Here is an 18,863-nt window from a genome sequence, read left to right on the forward strand (position 1 = left end):
CGTACGCCTCCGGCCCAGGCCCCGATCCCGGCCCCGGCCCCGGCCCGGGGACGTCCCTGCCGGTCGCGGGCGTCCCGGCGCCATGAGCACGCCGTTCGGTGATCCCGTCCTGCCCGGGTTCCGGCCCGACCCGTCCGTCTGCCGGGTGGGGACGGACTACTACCTGGTGACCTCCAGCTTCGAGTGGTTCCCCGGCCTTCCCGTCTTCCACAGCCGCGACCTCGTGCGCTGGCGGCGCATCGGCGCCGCGCTCGACCGCCCGTCGCAGCTCGACCTGGACGGATGCGGGCCCTCACGCGGCCTCTTCGCGCCGACGATCCGGCATCACGACGGGGTGTTCCATCTCGTGTGCACGCTGATGGACGGCCCCGGCCACTTCGTCGTCACGGCGACCGACCCGGCGGGACCGTGGTCGCAGCCGTACGGGCTGGAGGGCGAGGGCTTCGACCCGTCGCTCTTCTTCGACGACGGGCCGGACGGCGGGGACGGCCGCGCCTGGTTCACCGCCGCCCGCGTCCTGGACGAGACCGCGGGCCGCACCGAGATCTGGATGCGCGAGTACCTTCCCGGAGAACACCGGCTCACGGGACCCGAGTACGTCCTGTGGTCGGGCAGCCGGCCGGGCGCCCGCTGGTCCGAGGCCCCGCACCTCTACAAGGTCGACGGCACCTACCTGCTGCTCACCGCGGAGGGCGGCACCGCGGAGGACCACAGCGTGGTGGCCGCCCGGGCCGACCGGGTGACCGGCCCCTACCGGGGCGACCCCGGCAATCCGGTGCTCCCTCCCGCCGAGGGCCCGGTCACCTGCACCGGGCACGCGGACCTCGTCCGTACCCCGTCCGGCGACTGGCGGGCCGTGCTCCTGGGCGTCCGCCCGGGCTCCGCCATCGGCCGCGAGACCTTCCTCGCCCGGGTCGCCTGGGACGACGGCCGGCCGGTCTTCTCCCCCGTCGCCCACCCGCCGGACCGCCGGCGCGTCCACGACGACTTCGCCGCCCTCTCCCCGGAGTGGAGCACCCTGCGCACCCCACGCGAGCGGTTCTGGACCACCGGCGACGGACTGCGCCTCCGGCTCCGTCCGGAACGCCTCGGTGAGCGCACGAACCCCTCCCTCCTGGTCCGCCCCCAGGAGCAGCCCGACTGCGACGTCACCACGGAACTGCACTTCGCTCCCGCGGCACCGGGCGAGGAGGCCGGCCTGGCCGTCGTCCTGGACGATGACGCGCACCTGCTCCTGCTGCGCACCACGAGAGGGGTCGCGCTCCGCCGCGGGCCCGAGGTCCTGGCCCGCGCTCCCGCCCCTCCGGGTCCCGTGCGTCTGGGCGTCCGCGTCCGCGGCTTCCACCATGTCTTCGGCTACGCGGCGCCCGACGGCGCCTGGCACGACCTGGCCACCGTCGACGCCACGTTCCTCACCCCGCTGTTCACCGGCGTCCAGCTCGGCGTCTACGCCACGTCCAACGGCCGTCCGTCCGCCGGCGAAGCCCGATTCGCGTGGTTCGACATCGCGTATCCGCAACGGCCGAAGCCGTCCGGGCAGCGGTGACGCCGACGGGCGCGGGAAAGGGAATCTCCGACCGGATCTCAGATTTACCTCCGTTTGTCCGATTTTCCGAAATCGGTGAATACCGCGGAGAAAGACGCAGTTCAGGGGCGTTCCTCATCGAAATGTTTTCGATGAGGAACGCCCTTCTCGATTCCTCCGGGCCGGGTCACCCCGCACGCTCGACTCCGAAATACCTTCGAAAGTCTTGACACGTTTCCGCTGCGTTTCCACACTGATTCCCGAGGCCGCTCGCTCTCTTTCTCGCGTGCCACTCAGCCGGCCTCGAATCATCGCGTCCCGGCAGCACGCGCACTCTTTCGCCGACGGACGCCGACGCCGCAGACCCAGAATTCCTCTGCCGCGCCCACCGCACTTCCGTGATTTCCGTCCTGGAGGTTTCCCGATGCGTTCCCCCACGCTTTCCCTGTCCACCGCCCGCCGGAGAATAGGCGGCCTGTGCGCGGCGCTGATCGTCGGCGCCGTCGGCGCCACCACCGTGCTGGTGGCGCCGGCCTCGCACGCCGCCGAGAGCACGCTGGGTCGCGCCGCGGCGCAGAGCGGCCGCTACTTCGGCACCGCGATCGCCTCGGGGCGGCTCGGCGACTCGACGTACACGACGATCGCGAACCGCGAGTTCAACATGGTGACGGCCGAGAACGAGATGAAGATCGACGCCACCGAGCCACAGCGGGGGCAGTTCAACTTCACCGCCGGTGACCGCGTCTACAACTGGGCAGTGCAGAACGGCAAGCAGGTGCGCGGCCACACGCTGGCCTGGCACTCGCAGCAGCCCGGCTGGATGCAGGCGCTCGAGGGCAGCACGCTGCGCCAGGCGATGATCAACCACATCAACGGCGTGATGGGCCACTACAAGGGCAAGATCGCCCAGTGGGACGTCGTGAACGAGGCATTCGAGGACGGCACTTCGGGCGCCCGGCGCAACTCCAACCTGCAGCGCAGCGGCAACGACTGGATCGAGGTCGCCTTCCGCACCGCGCGCGCCGCCGACCCGGCCGCCAAGCTCTGCTACAACGACTACAACACCGACAACTGGACCTGGGCCAAGACCCAGGCCGTGTACGCCATGGTCAAGGACTTCAAGCAGCGTGGCGTGCCGATCGACTGCGTCGGGTTCCAGTCGCACTTCAACAACGACAGCCCCTACAACAGCAACTACCGCACCACGCTGCAGAGTTTCGCCGCCCTCGGCGTGGACGTGGCCATCACCGAGCTCGACATCCAGGGTGCCTCGCCCACGACCTACGCCAACGTGACCAACGACTGCCTGGCGGTCCCGCGCTGCCTCGGCATCACCGTCTGGGGCGTGCGCGACACCGACTCCTGGCGGGCGGACCAGACGCCGCTGCTGTTCAACGGCGACGGCAGCAAGAAGCCGGCGTACACCTCCGTCCTCAACGCGCTGAACGCCGCCTCCCCCAACCCCAACCCGACTCCGACCCCGACCCCCACGCCGACCCCCGGCGCCGGCCAGATCAAGGGCGTCGCCTCCGGCCGCTGCCTGGACGTGCCCGGCGCCGTCACCACCGACGGCACCCAGGTCCAGCTGTGGGACTGCAACGGCCGCACCAACCAGCAGTGGACCTACACCGCCGCGGGTGAGCTCAGGGTCTACGGCGACAAGTGCCTGGACGCCGCCGGCACCGGCAACGGCGCCAAGGTGCAGATCTACAGCTGCTGGGGCGGCGACAACCAGAAGTGGCGGCTCGGCTCCGACGGATCCATCGTCGGCGTCCAGTCCGGGCTCTGCCTCGACGCCGCCGCCGGCGGCACCGCCAACGGCACGCTGATCCAGCTCTACTCGTGCTGGAACGGCACCAACCAGCGCTGGACCCGCGGCTGACCGTCGCCGCGACACCTCGCACCACTCGCACCAGGGAGGGGAGCCGGGACGATCCCGGCTCCCCTCGGTGCGGTCAGGTGGCGGCAGGGTTGCCGTAGTACGCATCCGGGCCGTGCTTGCGGGTGAAGTGGCGGTCCAGGAGGTGCTGCGGGGGGTCGACCGGGCCCAGGGCGATGGTGCGGAGGGCCATCTCGGCCACCGCCTCGCAGATGATCGCGTGCTCCAGGGACCTGGTGGCGTCGGCGCCCCAGGTGAAGGGGCCGTGGTGGGCGACCAGGGCGCCGGGGACCTCCCGGGCCCGGGTGTCGTCGCGCTCCAGCAGGTCCACGATGACCTGGCCGGTGTTGTACTCGTAGTCCGTGGCGCACTGCTCGGGGGTGAGGACGTCGGTGACGGGCACGGGGCCGTTGAAGGTGTCCGCGTGCGTCGTGCCGAGCACCGGTATCGGACGCCGGGCCTGGGCGAAGGCGACGGCGTGGGTGGAGTGCGTGTGGGTCACGCCGCCGATCGACGGGAAGGCCAGGTAGAGGCTCCGGTGCGTCTCCGTGTCGGTGGACGGCCGCAGGTGCCCCTCGACCACGCTCCCGTCGGCCAGGGAGACGACGACCAGGTCCTCCTCGGTCAGGACGTCGTAGGTCACGCCCGAGGGCTTGATGACGAAGACGCCGGCCGCCCGGTCCACCCCGCTCACGTTGCCCCAGGTGAGGGTGGCGAGACCGGCCCGGGGAATGCGGAGGTTGGCCTCCAGCACCTCCCGGCGCAGTTCCCTGGAGACGGCGGTGCTCACGGAGGGCTCCCTCCTGGTGGGGGCGGTGGGGGCGGTCACAGGCTCTGGGCCAGACGGTGGTACGCCTGGTTCCAGCGCAGCTCGCGCGTGAACCGGCGGACGGTGGTGTCCTCGTCGATGACGGCGAGTTCGGTCCGCAGCATCTCGGCGAGGTCGTCGAGCTCCTCGCCGACGAGCGCCGTGGTCAGGACGGTGTGGTGGGGTGCTCCCGCCGTCAGCCACGCCTCGGTGGAGGTGCGCAGGTCGGGGCGGGGCCGCCAGACGGCCCGGGCGACGGGGAGCTGGGGCAGCGGCTCGGGCGGGGCGACGACGTCGATGCGGTTGGCGACGAGGCGGAACCGGTCCCCCATGTCGGCGAGTCCGACGACGACGGCCGGACCGGGCTCCGCGTCGAAGACGAGACGGACCGGGTCCTCGCGTCCGCCGATGCCGAGCGGATGGATCTCGCAGGAGGGCGTCGCCGTCGTGAGGGAGGGGCAGACCTCCAGCATGTGGGCGCCGAGGATGAGCTCCTGACCGGGCGTCAGGTCGTAGGTGTAGTCCTCCATGAAGGACGTGCCGCCGGGCAGCCCGTGGGCCATCGCCTTCAGCGTGCGCAGCAGGGTGGAGGTCTTCCAGTCCCCTTCGCCGCCGAAGCCGTACCCGTCCGCCATCAGGCGCTGCACGGCGAGCCCGGGCAGCTGGCGCAGGCCCCCGAGGTCCTCGAAGTTGGTGGTGAAGGCACGGAACCCGCCTTCCGTGAGGAAGGCGCGCAGTCCGGCCTCGATGCGGGCGGCGTAGCGCAGGGAGTCGTGGCGCTCGCCGCCGGGCCGCAGCTCGGGGGCGAGGGCGTAGAGGTCCTGGTACTCCTTGACGAGGGCGGTGACGGTGGACTCGTCGGCGGCGTCGACCGCCGCCACGAGGTCGTTGACGCCGTAGGTGTTGACCGAGACCCCGAACCGCAGCTGCGCCTCGACCTTGTCTCCCTCGGTGACGGCGACGTCGCGCATGTTGTCGCCGAACCGGGCGAGTCTGAGGGTGGTGAGTTCGGCGCGGCCGACGGCGGCGCGGGCCCACCCGGCGATGCGGTCGACGACCTCGGGGTCGGAGACGTGGCCGGCCACGGTCTTGCGCGGGACGCCGAGACGGGTCTGGACGAAGCCGAACTCGCGGTCGCCGTGGGCGGCCTGGTTCAGGTTCATGAAGTCCATGTCGATGGTGGACCAGGGCAGTTCGCGGTTGGCCTGGGTGTGCAGGTGCAGCAGGGGCTTGCGCAGGGCGTCGAGGCCGGCGATCCACATCTTGGCCGGGGAGAAGGTGTGCATCCAGGCGATCAGGCCGACGCAGCGGTCGTCGGCGTTGGCCTCCAGGCAGACCGCGCGGATGGCGGCCGCGTCGGTGAGGACCGGCTTCCACACCAGGCGGACGGTCAGCTGGGGCTGGTCGGCGAGGGTGTCGCAGATGGCCCGGGACTGGTCGGCGACCTGGGCCAGGGTGTCCTCGCCGTAGAGGTGCTGGCTGCCGGTGAGGAACCAGATCTCGCGCTCGGGCTGGGCGGGGGTCATGTCGGGTGTGCTCCTCGGAGGTGCTGGGGCGGGGAGGGTGGGGAGTCGGGGAGGTCGGGCCGGTTCAGCCGGCGTTGGCGGCGCGTGCGGTGTTGCGGATACGCCGCAGGCGGTGCAGGAGGAGGTCCGCGCCCGTGCCGAAGTGCTCGTGCAGGGCCCGGTACTCGCCGAACAGCGCGTCGTAGGCGTCCGCCCGTGCGGGGTCGGGCACGTACGCGTGGCGCTGGACGCCGCCCATGACGGCGGCGGCGGAGCGGACGTCGGGGTGGGCGCCCGCGGCGACGGCGGCATGGATGGCCGAACCGAGGGCCGGCCCCTGTTCGGAGGTGCCGAGGGAGACGGGGCGGCGGAGGACGTCGGCGTAGATCTGCATGAGCAGCGCGTTCTTCTTCAGGCCGCCGGTGACGATGAACTCCTCGACGGGGATTCCCGCGGTCTCGAAGCCCTCGACGATGAGCCGGGTGCCGTAGGCGGTGGCTTCGAGGAGGGCCCGGTAGACGTCCTCGGGCCGGGTGTCGAGGGTGAAGCCCGCGATGACGCCGGAGAGGTGGTGGTCGACCAGGGGGGAACGGTTGCCGTTCATCCAGTCCAGGGCGACGAGCCCGTGCGCGCCGACCGGTTGCTGCGCGGCCTTGCGGGTCAGGAGCTGGTGGAGGTCCTCGCCGGCCGCCTCGGCCTCGGCGCGGTAGTGCTCCGGGACGCCCTGCCGGAGCCACCAGGCGAAGATGTCGCCGACCGCGCTCTGGCCGGCCTCGTAACCGTAGGCGCCGTCGACGATGCCGCCGTCGACGACGCCGCAGATGCCGGGGACCTCGGCGAGGGTGGCGCCGTTGAGGACGTGGCAGGTGGAGGTGCCCATGATCGCGAGCATCCGGCCGTTCTCGACGGCGCCCGCGGCGGGCGCGGCCACGTGGGCGTCGACGTTGCCGACGGCGACGGCGATGCCTTCCGGGAGGCCGGTCCAGAGCGCGGCCGGGGCGCTCAGTCCGCCGGCGCGGGAGCCCAGCGGCGACAGCGGGTGCTCCAGGCGCGTGGCGGGGAAGTCGGCGAAGTCCGGGTGGAGCCCGGCGAGGTACTCCGGCGAGGGGTAGGTGCCGTCCTGGTGGATGCCCTTGTAGCCGGCGGTGCAGGTGTTGCGGGACTCGGTGCCGGTGAGCTGCCAGACGATCCAGTCGGCCGCCTCGATCCAGCGGGCGCAGGCGGCGTAGACGGCGGGGTCCTCCTCCAGGACCTGGAGGGCCTTCGCGTACTGCCACTCGGCGGAGATCTTGCCGCCGTACCGTGCGATCCACTTCTCGCCCCGGGCGTGCGCGAGGGCGTTGATGCGGTCGGCCTGCCCCTGGGCGGCGTGGTGCTTCCACAGTTTGGGCCAGGCGTGCGGGCGGTCGGCCCACTCGGGCGTCAGGGCGAGCGGAGTGCCGTCCTGGGTGGTCGGCAGGACCGTGCAGGCGGTGAAGTCGGTGGCGATGCCGATGACACGGTCCGGTGCGACCCCGGCGGCGGCGAGCGCCGCGGGAACGGCGGTGCGCAGGACGTCGCGCCAGTCCTCGGGGTGCTGCAGGGCCCAGTCGGGCGGCAGGGGCGCTCCGGTGGACGGAAGGCGGTCCTCGATGACGGCGTGGCGGTACTCGTGGACCGACGAGCCGAGCTCGGCGCCGTCCCGGACCCTGACCACGACGGCACGCCCGGAGAGCGTGCCGAAGTCGACTCCGATGGTGCACGCCTCGGGGTGAGGGCGGGCTGCGGGACCGGGAGGAACGTGTGCGGTCACGGATGCGGTCTCTCTCGTCGGGAGTGGGAAGGCGGAGGAGCCCTCTGATTGTTAACGCTCACAATTCACTTGGACAAGAGCTGGGTGCGGTTCTGTCGAACTTCGGACCGGAATCGGGTCCCATGAAGTGAGCGCTCACTCCTCTGCGGGACCGCCCGGCGTGGCGCCGCCGCCCGCGCGGCGGGGCGAGGGCGCGGGACGGCCGCCGACGGCGGGGCGAGGGCGCGGAACGGGCGGCAGACGCGCCCGTGACCGGCCGCCGGCAGGCGGGGCCGAGAGCCGCGCCGCAGCTCAGGCGCCCGCACACGGGGCAGGCAGTTCGGACGCCTGCCCGGCGGACGCCCGCTGCCCGGGCGAACGTCCACGCCCGGGCAGCGGGCGGTCACTCGCTCGCGGGCAGCCGGGAGAGGCGCAGCCACCCGGGCGGCGCGGCGAGCGCGCGGAGGCCGCCACGGACCCACACCGCCGCCCCGGCGAGCGCGGTACGGGCGTCAGGAGTCCCGCAGCTCGGACACCCGCCCACCGGTCTGGCCCCCGGCAGTTCGGGCGCGCCCGGCGAGCTCCTGCCCGGCGAACGTCCACGCCCCGCGAGCAGTGAGCGCTCACTCGCTTGCGGGCAGCCCGGAATGGCGCCATCGCCCGCGCAGGGCGCTGCGCGCGAGGGCGCGGAGCGGCCGATGACGCGGACCTGCGCCGCTACGCCGGCGGGCGCGGAACGGAAGCCAGAAGCGCCTGTGACCCGGCCGCCGACAGGCGGGTCCGAGAGCCGCCCCGCAGTTCAGGCAGCCACCTGCCGGGCAGACGCCCCTGGTAGTTCAGGCGTCCGGCGACAGCCGCGTCCGCGAGTGAGCACTCCCTCTCGCGGGCAGCCCAGACTGCCGCCATCGCCCGCGCAGCGGGCTGCGCGCGAGGGCGCGGAGCGGCCGCCGCGGCGGACCCGCGCCGCCACTCCGGCGGGCGCGGAACGGACGGCAGAAGCACCCGTGACCGGTCGCCGGCAGGCGGTACCAGGAGTCACCCGGCAGCCAGACGCCGCCTGCGAGTTCGGACGCCCGCCCCGGCGGGCAACTCCCTGCCGCGCACACCCGCCTTCCCGGCGGACATCCGCCTGTCCAGTGGGCCAGGCGTCGCCCGGCAGGCCCAGCGCCGCCCGGCGGTCAGGCGCCGGACGGCGAGCCAGGCACCGCCCGGCGGTCAGGTCGTCGCTGGGCGAACCATGGACCCGCCCAGCACGCCACGCACCGCCCACCCGCCACGCACCGCCCAGCCCGTCAGGCCTCGCCCGGCGGGCGGGTGCTTGCGCGCATGATGAGCTGGGGTTCTACCAGGAGGTGCTCGGGTTTCTTGGCGCGGCCCTCGATGTGGTCCACCAGGAGTCGGATGCTTCGGCGGCCGATGGCGGCGAAGTCCTGTCGGACCGTCGTCAGCGGCGGCGGGAAGTACTCGGCCTCGGGGATGTCGTCGAAGCCGGCGACGGCCACCTGCGCGGGGGTGCGGATGCCGCCCTCGCGCAGCGCCCGCAGGACGCCGAGCGCCATCTGGTCGTTGGCGACGAAGACGGCCGTGACCGGGGTCGTCCCCCGGCGGGCCAGGGCGAGGCCGGCGAGTTCCTGGCCCGCCCGGTAGCCGGACAGCGGGCTCCAGTCCCCCGTCAGTACGCGCGGGGGCCGGATGCCGCTCTCCTCCAGCACGGCGCGCCAGCCCGCCGTGCGGGCCTCGCTCTCCAGCCAGTCGCCGGGGCCGGCGACGTGCCAGACGTTGGCGTGGCCGGCGGCGAGCAGGTGCTCGGTGACCATGCGGGCGCCGCGTTCCTGGTCGAGGGAGACGCCGGGCAGGTCGAGCTGGTGGCCGCCTTCGACGGTGACGACGGGGAAGGGCGCGTCCAGTTCGGCGAGCGCCTGCACGTGCGAGCGCTGCGGGGTGATGGCGACGACGCCCTCCACGCCCCAGGCCGCGAGGTGGTCGATGGCGTCCCTGAGGCCCTGCCCGCCTCCGCTGCGCAGGCTGACGGTCGAGACGAGGTAGCCCTCTTCCCGTGCCGCCTCCTCCAGGCCGGTCAGGGTGCTGGCGGGGCCGTACAGGGCGGTGTTGACGGCGATGACGCCGAGCGTCCTCGTGCGGCGCGTCACCAGGGCGCGGGCGGCGGAGTTGCGGCGGTAGCCGAGCCGCTCGATGGCCAGCGTGACCTGCTCGCGGGTGGCCGCGCGCACGTTGGGGTGACCGCTCAGCACCCGGGAGACGGTCTGGTGGGAGACCCCGGCCTCCCGTGCGACGTCGGCCATCGTCGGCGGACGGACGTCTTCCGCGGGATGGGCCACGTTCGCCTCCCTTCTCCGTGCTCACGGCTGTGTATCGATACGGGAAAAACCTTAGCGCCTCTTGTATCACGCCGTTGTGAGCGCTAACAATCTAGCTCGACCGGGGTGCCGACGCCCCGGCCACCCCACCGGAACGGCGCCGTCCCGGCGGTGCGAGGACCCGCGCCGTCGTCGGGCCCGTCCCCGGTCGGAGCCGCCCTCGACGACGGGATGGGTAACGCCCATGAAGAAGTTCCGATCCGCATCCGCTCTCCTTGCCGTGACCACCGGCTGCGCCCTGCTGCTGACCGCCTGCGGACAGACCGCCGAGGGCGGCAGCCAGGAGGCGAAGGACAAGGAGCAGCGCACCATCGGCATCGCCATGCCCACCAAGTCCTCCGAGCGGTGGATCGCCGACGGCCGCAACATGACCGAGAGCCTGAAGAAGGCCGGTTTCGCCACGACCCTGCAGTACGGCGAGGACGACCCCGACCAGCAGGTCGCCCAGATCGAGAACATGATCACCCAGGGCGTCGACGCCCTCGTCGTCGCCGCCATCAACGGCGAGGCCCTGTCCAACGTCCTGCAGCAGGCCGCGGACGCCGACATCCCGGTGATCTCCTACGACCGGCTCATCCTGGGCTCCCCCCACGTCGACTACTACGCCTCCTTCGACAACGAGAAGGTCGGCGAGCTCCAGGCCACGTACATCGTGGAGAAGCTGGGGCTGAAGTCCGGCGCGAAGAAGGGCCCCTTCAACATCGAGCTCTTCGCCGGCTCCAACGACGACAACAACACCAAGTACTTCTTCAACGGCGCCATGAACGTGCTGAAGCCCTACCTCGACAAGAAGCAGCTGGTCGTGCGCTCCCGGCAGACCCAGCTCAACCAGGTCACCACCCTGCGCTGGGACGGCGGGACGGCGCAGAAGCGCATGGACGACCTGCTGACCTCGACGTACTCCACGGCCCGCGTCGACGCCGTCCTCTCCCCCTACGACGGCATCTCCATCGGCATCCTGTCCGCGCTGAAGTCCGACGACTACGGAAGCGCCGCCAAGCCCCTGCCGGTCGTCACCGGCCAGGACGCGGAGGTCGCCTCCGTGAAGTCCATCATCGCGGGCGAGCAGACGCAGACCGTCTACAAGGACACCCGCGCGCTCGCGCAGGTCGCCTCGGACATGGTCACCGCCGTCCTCGAGGGCAGGAAGCCCCAGACCAACGACGACAAGACCTACGACAACGGCAAGAAGGTCGTCCCGGCCTACCTGCTCGACCCGGTCAGCGTCGACAAGTCGAACTACCAGAAGGTCCTGGTCGAGTCGGGCTACATCGACGCCGGGGCACTGAAGTGACCGCCCTTCTCCAGATGCGGTCCATCGTCAAGACCTTCCCCGGTGTCAGGGCGCTCGACGAGGTGACCCTCTCCGTGGAGCGCGGCGAGGTGCACGCCCTGTGCGGGGAGAACGGCGCCGGCAAGTCGACCCTGATGAAGGTCCTGTCCGGAGTCCACCCGCACGGGACGTACGAGGGCGAGATCCTCTTCGACGGCGAGCCGTGCCGCTTCAGGGACATCAGGGCCAGCGAGCGCCACGGCATCGTCATCATCCACCAGGAGCTGGCGCTCGTCCCCCACCTGTCGATCGCCGAGAACATCTTCCTCGGCAACGAACCGTCCCGGCGCGGGATCATCGACTGGCGCGAGGCGCTGCGCCGCGCGTCCGGACTGCTCCGCCGGGTCGGGCTCGACGAACACCCCGAGACCCGGGTCGCCGACATCGGCGTCGGCAAGCAGCAGCTCGTCGAGATCGCGAAGGCGCTGGCGAAGGACGTCCGCCTGCTGATCCTCGACGAGCCCACGGCGGCGCTCAACGACGAGGACAGCGCGAAGCTCCTGGGGCTGATGCGGGAGCTGAAGGGCCAGGGCATCACCTCGATCCTGATCTCGCACAAGCTCAACGAGATCGCCCGGATCGCCGACTCCGTCACCATCCTGCGCGACGGGCGCTCCATCGAGACCCTCGACGTCCGGGACCCGGCCACCACCGAGGAGCGCATCATCCGCGGCATGGTGGGGCGGGACCTCGACAGCCGCTTCCCCGACCGCACGCCGTACCGGGGCCCGGCCGACGCCACCCCCGTCCTGGAGGTGCGCGACTGGACCGTGCGCCACCCGCTCGACCGCGGCCGCAAGGTCGTCGACGGCGTGTCGCTCCAGGTCCGCCGCGGGGAGATCGTCGGCGTCGCGGGACTCATGGGGGCCGGCCGGACCGAACTCGCCATGAGCGTCTTCGGGCGTTCCTACGGACGCTACGAGCGGGGCACCGTGCTCAAGGACGGGCGCGAGGTGGCGACACGTACGGTTCCCGAGGCGGTCGCCCACGGCATCGCGTACGTCACCGAGGACCGCAAGCACTACGGTCTCGACCTCGGGGACTCGGTGAGCCGGAACATCTCGCTCGCGTCGCTCGGCTCCCTCGCCCGCCGCGGGATCGTCGACGGGCACGAGGAGCGCCGGGTGGCCGAACGGTACCGGCGGACCATGAACATCAAGGCTCCGAACGTCCTCGAACCGGTCGGCCGCCTGTCCGGCGGCAACCAGCAGAAGGTCGTCCTCAGCAAGTGGATCCTCGCCGGACCGGACGTCCTCGTCCTCGACGAGCCCACGCGCGGGGTCGACGTGGGAGCCAAGTACGAGATCTACACCGTGATCGACCGGCTCGCCGCCGAAGGCAAGGCGATCCTCCTCATCTCCTCCGAACTGCCCGAACTGCTCGGCATGTGCGACCGCATCTACACCATGGCCGCCGGGCGGCTGACCGGCGAGGTCGGCCGCGCGGACGCCACCCAGGAAGTGCTGATGCGGCACATGACGCAGAGCTCCCCCGCACCGCCGGCGGCCACCGCGGGCACCGCCTCCACCGAAGGACACCAGGCATGAGCACCGAAGTCGGTACAAAGACGACCACCCCGGCACCCCCGGGCGGCGGTTCCCCGTCCACCGGGACACCGGTGCTCCGGACGCTCCTCGACGGCGTCCGGCGGAACATGCGCCAGTACGGCATGCTCTTCGCGCTCGGTCTGATCGTGCTGCTGTTCCAGATCTGGACGGGCGGCGACCTGCTGCTGCCGCGCAACGTCTCCAACCTGGTCCTGCAGAACAGCTACATCCTCATCCTGGCCATCGGCATGATGATCGTCATCATCTCCGGGCACATCGACCTGTCGGTGGGCTCGCTGATGGCCCTGGTGGGCGGTGTCGGGGCGGTGCTCATGGTCGAGCACCACGTCTCCTGGCCGGTCGCGGTGCTCCTCACCCTGCTCCTGGGAGCCGTCGCCGGCGCGCTGCAGGGGTTCTTCATCGCGTACGTCGGCATACCGTCGTTCATCGTGACCCTCGCCGGCATGCTGCTCTTCCGCGGGCTCACGGAGATCTTCCTCAAGGGGCAGACCCTCGGCCCGTTCCCGGACGGGCTGCAGAAGGTCGCCAACGGCTTCCTGCCGGAGGTCGGGCCGCGGACGAACTACCACAACCTGACCCTGCTCCTCGGCCTGGGCCTGATCGCCTACGTGGTCTTCCAGGAGGTCCGGGACCGCCGCCGCCAGCGGGAGTTCGCCCTGGAGACGCTCCCCACGGGCCTGTTCGCGCTCAAGGTGACCGCGCTGGTCGCCGCGGTCCTGCTCACCACCCTGCTGCTCGCCAGCTACAAGGGCGCCCCCGTGGTCCTGCTGATCCTGGCCGTCCTGCTCGTCGGCTTCGGCTACGTGATGCGCAACGCGGTGATCGGCCGCCATGTGTACGCGATCGGGGGCAACCTGCCCGCCGCGAAGCTGTCCGGGGTCAAGGACCGGAAGGTGACCTTCGCGGTCTTCCTCAACATGGGCATGCTGGCGGCGCTCGCCGGACTCGTCTTCGCGGCGCGCTTCAACGCGGCCTCGCCGAAGGCGGGCGTGAACTTCGAACTGGAGGCCATCGCCGCCGCGTTCATCGGCGGGGCGTCGATGAGCGGGGGCGTCGGAACCGTCCTCGGCGCCATCATCGGCGGCCTGGTCCTCGGCGTGCTCAACAACGGCATGAACCTCGTCGGCGTGGGCACCGACTGGCAGCAGGTCATCAAGGGCCTCGTGCTGCTCGCGGCGGTCGGCTTCGACGTGTGGAACAAGCGCAGGGCGGGCGCCTGACGCCGCTCCTGACACGGCTGTGCCCGCCGGCATCCCCGCCGGCGGGCACAGCCGTGTGCGTACGTACGCGGTCAGTCGCGCGTGGAGAACCGCAGGACCGTCCTCGACGTGTACTCCTCCCCCGGTCGCAGCACCGTGGACGGGTCGCCGGGACGGTTCGGGGAGTCCGGGAAGTGCTGGGTCTCCAGCGCGATGCCGGCGCCCGCCCGGTAGGGCGTACCGCTCTTGCCGAGGACCGTTCCGTCGAACTGCCCCGCGCTGTAGACCTGGATGCCCGGCTCCGTGGTCAGGACCTCCATCCGGCGGCCCGTGGCCGGCGCGTACAGGACGGCGGCCCGGCGCAGCGGCCCGGCGCCGTGCGGGTCGAGGACGAAGTTGTGGTCGTATCCGCCGGGCGCGCCGGGGCGGGCCAGGGCGTCGGCGAGCCTGAGCGGCCGGCGGAGGTCGAAGGCGGTGCCGGAGACGGGGAGGTGGTCCCCGCGGGGTATGAGGTCGCCGTCGACCGGGGTGTAGTGGGAGGCGTCGACGGTCAGTTCGTGGCCGAGGACGTCGCCGGCGTCCTCGCCGTCGAGGTTGAAGTAGGCGTGGTTGGTCAGGTTGACGGGGGTGGCGGTGTCGGTGACCGCCGTGTAGGAGAAGGCGAGTTCGTCGTCGCGCCCGATGAGACAGCTGACGGTGACGTCCAGGTTCCCGGGGAAGCCCTGGTCGCCGTCCGGGCTGTGGAGGCGCAGGAGCACACCGGTCCACTCCGGGGTGTGCACGCTCTCGGCCTCCCAGAGCCGGGTGTCGAAGCCGTCGGTCCCGCCGTGCAGGCAGTGGCCGTTCTCCTGTGTGGTCAGCTGGTACGGCGTCCCGTCCAGGGTGAAGCGGCCGTGGGCGATGCGGTTGGCGTAGCGGCCGACGGTGGAGCCGAAGTACCGGGCGGTGGTGGCCGTCTCGGCCGGGTCGCGGGGAGCGAGGACGACGTCGGCCGGGGTGCCGTGGCGGTCCGGCGCCCACAGTCCGTGGAGGCGGGCGCCGCGGGTGTGCACCTCCGCCGTGAGCCCGCCGGGGAAGCCGAAGGTCCATCGTTCGCCGGCGTGCGGGTCGTCGTGGCGGAGCGGGGGGACTCCGGTGAGAGCGGACGGGGCTGGGTTCATGGGGGTTCCTTGGTCGCGAGGGGGCGCAGCCGAAAAGGGGGCAGGGAGAGAACCCTGCCCCCTCGGTGGCCCGGGGGCTATTCCGCCTGGCGGGAGCCGCCGAAGAGGCGCTGGAGGAGGATGAAGACGAACAGCAGACCGCCGATGACGATACGGGTCCACCACGAGCTGAGGGTGCCCTGGAAGCTGATGACGGTCTGGATCAGACCGAGGACCGTCACGCCCAGCGCGGTGCCCAGGACGAAGCCGGAACCGCCGGTCAGCAGCGTCCCGCCGATGACGGCGGCGGCGATGGCGTCGAGTTCCATGCCTACGGCGTGCAGGGCGTAGCCGGACAGCATGTAGAAGGTCAGCAGCAGGCCGCCGAGGGCGGAGCACAGGCCGCTCACGGCGTACACCATGACCTTGGTGCGTCCCACCGGCAGGCCCATGAGACGGGTCGAGGACTCGTTGCCGCCCAGGGCGTAGACCGTGCGGCCGAAGCGGGTGTAGTGGAGGACGACGAAGGCGAGCGCCAGCACGACCAGGGCGATGACCACGGCGGGCGAGACGAACAGGCCGCCGGGCAGCAGCACCCGGGTCTGCGCGATCCGGGTGGTCGTCGGGTCGGTGATCGAGATGGACTCGGTGCTGATCATGTAGCAGAGGCCGCGGGCGAGGAACATGCCCGCGAGGGTGACGATGAAGGGCTGGATCTCGAAGGCGTGGATCACCCAGCCCATGAGTGCGCCGCCGCCGGCTCCCACGAGCAGGACCACCGGGACCGCCAGGGCGAGTGGCAGGCCGTTCTGTTCGACGAGCCAGGCGGTCAGCATGGTCGACAGGGCGACCATGGAGCCGACGGACAGGTCGATCCCGCCGGTGAGGATGACGAACGTCATTCCGATCGCCACGACGAGCAGGAAGCCGTTGTCGATCAGGACGTTGAGCAGGACCTGCGCGGAGAAGAAGCCTTCGTACTGCACGGAGCCGACCGTGAACATCGCGACCAGGAGCGTGGCCGTCACCATGAGCGGGAGGCGGGCGGCGTGGCGTGCCGAGAAGCGGTGGAGCGGCTTGCTGAGGGTGGTGCTCACGAGTGGACCTCCTGCCGACGGGCCGTCAGGTCGCCGGCCGCGGGGGCCGGGTCCGGGGCGGCCGTCCGGCGACGGCGTGAGAGCCGCGCGCGGAACGCGGGCGACTGGACGAGACACACGACGATGACGACCAGGGCCTTGAAGACGAGGGTGGTCTCCGGCGGTACGCCGAGGGTGTAGATGGTGGTCGACAGGGTCTGGATGATCAGCGCGCCGAGGACGGTGCCGCCGAGGGAGAAGCGGCCGCCGGTCAGCGCGGTGCCGCCGATGACCACGGCGAGGATGGCGTCGAGTTCGATCCACAGGCCGGCGTTGTTGCCGTCGGCGCTGGACACGTTGGAGCTGATCATCAGGCCGGCGACCGCGGCGCACACGGCGCTGACGACGTACACCGTGACCAGGAGGCCGGCCGCCCGGATGCCGACGAGCCGGCTCGCGACCGGGTTGCCGCCCACGGATTCGATGAGCATGCCGAGCGCGGTCCGCCGGGTGACGAGGGAGGTGACGGCGACGAGGGCGGCGGCGAGCAGGACGGCGAAGGGGAGGGTGAGCCAGTAGCCGCCGCCGATCATCTTGTAGGCGCTGCTGGAGACGCTGATGATCTGGCCGTCGGTGATGAGCTGGGCCACGCCGCGCCCGGCGACCATGAGGACCAGGGTGGCGACGATGGGCTGCACGCCGAGCCGGGCGACGAGGAGGCCGTTGAGCAGGCCGATCGCGGCGGCCACGCCGACCGCGACGGCGATCGCGGCGGTGACGGTGGCGAGGCTTCCGGGGTCCTTGGCGGTGGCGATGTGCTCGCAGGCGAGGGCGCCGGCGATGGCGACCGTCGAGCCGACGGAGAGGTCGATGCCGCGGGTGGCGATGACGAGCGTCATGCCGACCGAGACCAGGATCAGCGGGGCGCCGAACTGGAGGATGTCGATCAGGCTGCCGTACAGGTGTCCGTTCTGGACGCGGACGGCGAAGAAGTCGTGGGTGAGCGCGACGTTCCCGAGGAGCAGCGCGGCCAGTACGGCGGCGGGCCAGAACAGCCGGTGCTCGGTGAGCCGCCGGGCGCCGCGCGTCCGGGCCGGGCGCCGCCCGGCGCCGGTGTCGTCAGGTGGGGTCATGAGGTGGCTCCGGTGGCGATGGCGCCCAGGATCCGGTCGGGCGTCAGGGTGGTGTCGTTGGGGAGGGTGGCGACGAGCCGGTGGTCGCGCAGCACGCCGACCCGGTGGCTCAGCCGCAGGACCTCCTCCAGTTCGGCGGAGATGTAGAGGACCGCGGTGCCCTCCGAGGCGAGGCGGCTGACGAGTCTCTGTATCTCCGTCTTGGCGCCGATGTCGATGCCCCGGGTGGGTTCGTCCAGGATCAGCAGCTCGGGGTCGGTGAGCAGCCACCGGGCGAGGAGCACCTTCTGCTGGTTGCCGCCGCTGAGGTTGCGGACCTGGGCCTCGGGGTCGGCCGGGCGGATGTCGAGGACCTCGGTCCAGCGGGCGGCGATCTCGTCCTGCCGGGCGCGGGAGAGGGGTCTGGTCCAGCCGCGGGCGGCCTGGAGGGCGAGCACGATGTTCTCGCGGACGGTGAGTTCGCCGATCAGGCCCTCCGCCTTGCGGTTCTCCGAGCAGAAGGCGATCTTGTGGGCGATCGCGGTGCGCGGTGAGCGCAGGACGGCGCGCTCGCCGTGGATCCGCAGCTCGCCGCCGTCGGCGTGGTCGGCTCCGAAGAGCAGCCGGGCGGCCTCGGTCCGTCCGGATCCGAGGAGTCCGGCGAGGCCGATGACCTCGCCGCGGTGGATGTCCAGGTCGTACGGCTGGATGGAGCCGGTCCGGGCGAGCCCGCGGGCGCTGAGGAGGGGGGTCTCCGTGGATTCGGGGGTGGCGGCGGTGCCGGTGTGGGAGGTCTCGGCCAGTGCGTCGAGGGTGCTCAGTTCGCTGCCGACCATGCGGTGGACCAGGGTGACGGGGGTCAGTTCGTCGATCCGGTACTCGCCTTCGAGGCGTCCGTTGCGCAGGACGGTCACCCGGTCGCACAGGTCGAAGACCTGGTCGAGGAAGTGGGTGACGAAGAGGATGGCGACCCCCCGGTCGCGCAGCCGGCGCACCAGGGCGAACAGTTGGGCGACCTCGTCGCGGTCGAGGCTGGAGGTCGGCTCGTCGAGGACGAGGACCTTCGCCTGGATGTCCACGGCGCGGACGATCGCGACGAGTTGCTGGACGGCGATGGAGTGCGCGCTGAGCGGCATGCGGACGTCGAGGTCGAGTTCCAGCTCGGTGATGAGCCGCGCCGCGCGCCGGTGGAGGGCCTTCCAGTGGACGAGACCGAAGCGCCGGGGTTCGCGGCCGACGAGGATGTTCTCGGCGACCGAGAGGTTGGGGCAGAGGTTCACCTCCTGGTAGACCGTGCTGATGCCGGCGTGCTGGGCTTCGAGCGGTTCGGTGAAGCGCCGGGGGTCGCCGTCGACGGTGACCGTGCCCGCGTCGGGCGGGTGGACCCCGGTGAGCACCTTGATGAGGGTCGACTTGCCGGCGCCGTTCTCGCCCATCAGGGCGTGGACCTCGCCCGGGAAGAGGCGCAGGTCGACGCCGTCGAGGGCGAGGACGCCGGGGAACGCCTTGCGGATGCCGCGGGCTTCCAGGACCGGCCGGTCGGTGGGGTGGGGGGTCCGGGGGGGGGGTG

Annotated in this window: 13 protein-coding genes; 5 read left to right on the plus strand and 8 right to left on the minus strand. The window is 71.9% G+C overall.

Annotated elements, in window-relative coordinates; all coding sequences use genetic code 11:
- Window positions 1-82: 82 nt before the first annotated feature.
- Together IF73_RS0101500 and IF73_RS0101505 are read left to right on the plus strand one after the other, a co-directional pair.
- On the plus strand, window positions 83-1,546 hold the full coding sequence (locus IF73_RS0101500; protein WP_031002533.1) for a glycoside hydrolase family 43 protein: 1,464 nt from the start codon (window positions 83-85) through the stop codon (window positions 1,544-1,546).
- 403 nt (window positions 1,547-1,949) lie between these two features.
- Window positions 1,950-3,407 (plus strand): endo-1,4-beta-xylanase, encoded by a 1,458-nt coding sequence (locus tag IF73_RS0101505; RefSeq protein ID WP_031002535.1) that lies wholly within the window; start codon window positions 1,950-1,952, stop codon window positions 3,405-3,407.
- Between the two features lie 73 nt (window positions 3,408-3,480).
- Here the strand turns inward: IF73_RS0101505 and araD are convergent, their stop codons facing one another.
- The 4 genes from araD to IF73_RS0101525 all read right to left on the minus strand — a co-directional run bounded on the left by araD (window position 3,481) and on the right by IF73_RS0101525 (window position 9,827).
- Window positions 3,481-4,194 (minus strand): L-ribulose-5-phosphate 4-epimerase AraD, encoded by a 714-nt coding sequence (gene araD, locus IF73_RS0101510; protein ID WP_031002537.1) that lies wholly within the window; start codon window positions 4,192-4,194, stop codon window positions 3,481-3,483.
- A 35-nt stretch (window positions 4,195-4,229) separates the two neighbouring features.
- Window positions 4,230-5,738, minus strand: coding sequence for an L-arabinose isomerase (araA, locus tag IF73_RS0101515; RefSeq protein WP_031002539.1), 1,509 nt, complete (start codon window positions 5,736-5,738; stop codon window positions 4,230-4,232).
- A 64-nt stretch (window positions 5,739-5,802) separates the two neighbouring features.
- A complete protein-coding gene (gene araB / locus IF73_RS0101520; RefSeq protein ID WP_031002540.1) occupies window positions 5,803-7,509 on the minus strand; it encodes a ribulokinase in 1,707 nt (568 codons plus the stop codon).
- Between the two features lie 1,271 nt (window positions 7,510-8,780).
- Window positions 8,781-9,827: a LacI family DNA-binding transcriptional regulator gene (locus IF73_RS0101525; RefSeq protein ID WP_031002542.1), complete on the minus strand. Its 1,047-nt coding sequence runs from the start codon at window positions 9,825-9,827 to the stop codon at window positions 8,781-8,783.
- A gap of 223 nt (window positions 9,828-10,050) precedes the next feature.
- Between IF73_RS0101525 and chvE the strand changes: the two genes are divergently transcribed.
- Genes chvE through mmsB form a run of 3 tightly spaced genes read left to right on the plus strand, consistent with a single transcriptional unit; the run spans window position 10,051 to window position 13,987 of the window.
- Entirely contained in the window at window positions 10,051-11,160 is a 1,110-nt protein-coding gene (gene chvE / locus IF73_RS0101530) for a multiple monosaccharide ABC transporter substrate-binding protein (protein WP_031002545.1), read from the plus strand.
- Window positions 11,161-11,174: 14 nt separating this feature from the next.
- Window positions 11,175-12,746 carry a multiple monosaccharide ABC transporter ATP-binding protein gene (mmsA, locus tag IF73_RS0101535; RefSeq protein WP_037878038.1) on the plus strand — a complete coding sequence of 524 codons (1,572 nt, stop codon included), beginning with the start codon at window positions 11,175-11,177 and terminating at the stop codon, window positions 12,744-12,746.
- Window positions 12,743-13,987 carry a multiple monosaccharide ABC transporter permease gene (mmsB, locus tag IF73_RS0101540; RefSeq protein WP_031002549.1) on the plus strand — a complete coding sequence of 415 codons (1,245 nt, stop codon included), beginning with the start codon at window positions 12,743-12,745 and terminating at the stop codon, window positions 13,985-13,987. Before mmsA ends, mmsB begins: the two co-directional genes overlap by 4 nt.
- A gap of 71 nt (window positions 13,988-14,058) precedes the next feature.
- Here the strand turns inward: mmsB and IF73_RS0101545 are convergent, their stop codons facing one another.
- The 4 genes from IF73_RS0101545 to IF73_RS0101560 all read right to left on the minus strand — a co-directional run bounded on the left by IF73_RS0101545 (window position 14,059) and on the right by IF73_RS0101560 (window position 18,822).
- Window positions 14,059-15,126: an aldose epimerase family protein gene (locus IF73_RS0101545; RefSeq protein WP_078867891.1), complete on the minus strand. Its 1,068-nt coding sequence runs from the start codon at window positions 15,124-15,126 to the stop codon at window positions 14,059-14,061.
- Window positions 15,127-15,203: 77 nt separating this feature from the next.
- Window positions 15,204-16,202 carry a galactofuranose ABC transporter, permease protein YjfF gene (yjfF, locus tag IF73_RS0101550; protein WP_031002553.1) on the minus strand — a complete coding sequence of 333 codons (999 nt, stop codon included), beginning with the start codon at window positions 16,200-16,202 and terminating at the stop codon, window positions 15,204-15,206.
- Window positions 16,199-17,314, minus strand: coding sequence for an ABC transporter permease (locus IF73_RS0101555; protein WP_031002555.1), 1,116 nt, complete (start codon window positions 17,312-17,314; stop codon window positions 16,199-16,201). The genes yjfF and IF73_RS0101555 overlap by 4 nt, the downstream gene beginning before the upstream one ends.
- The gene (locus tag IF73_RS0101560) at window positions 17,311-18,822 is read right to left on the minus strand and encodes a sugar ABC transporter ATP-binding protein (RefSeq protein WP_031002557.1); all 1,512 of its coding nucleotides are present in this window, start codon (window positions 18,820-18,822) and stop codon (window positions 17,311-17,313) included. The genes IF73_RS0101555 and IF73_RS0101560 overlap by 4 nt, the downstream gene beginning before the upstream one ends.
- Window positions 18,823-18,863 lie beyond the last annotated feature (41 nt).

It is taken from the genome of Streptomyces sp. NRRL F-5727 (assembly GCF_000719555.1).
Classification (GTDB): domain Bacteria; phylum Actinomycetota; class Actinomycetes; order Streptomycetales; family Streptomycetaceae; genus Streptomyces.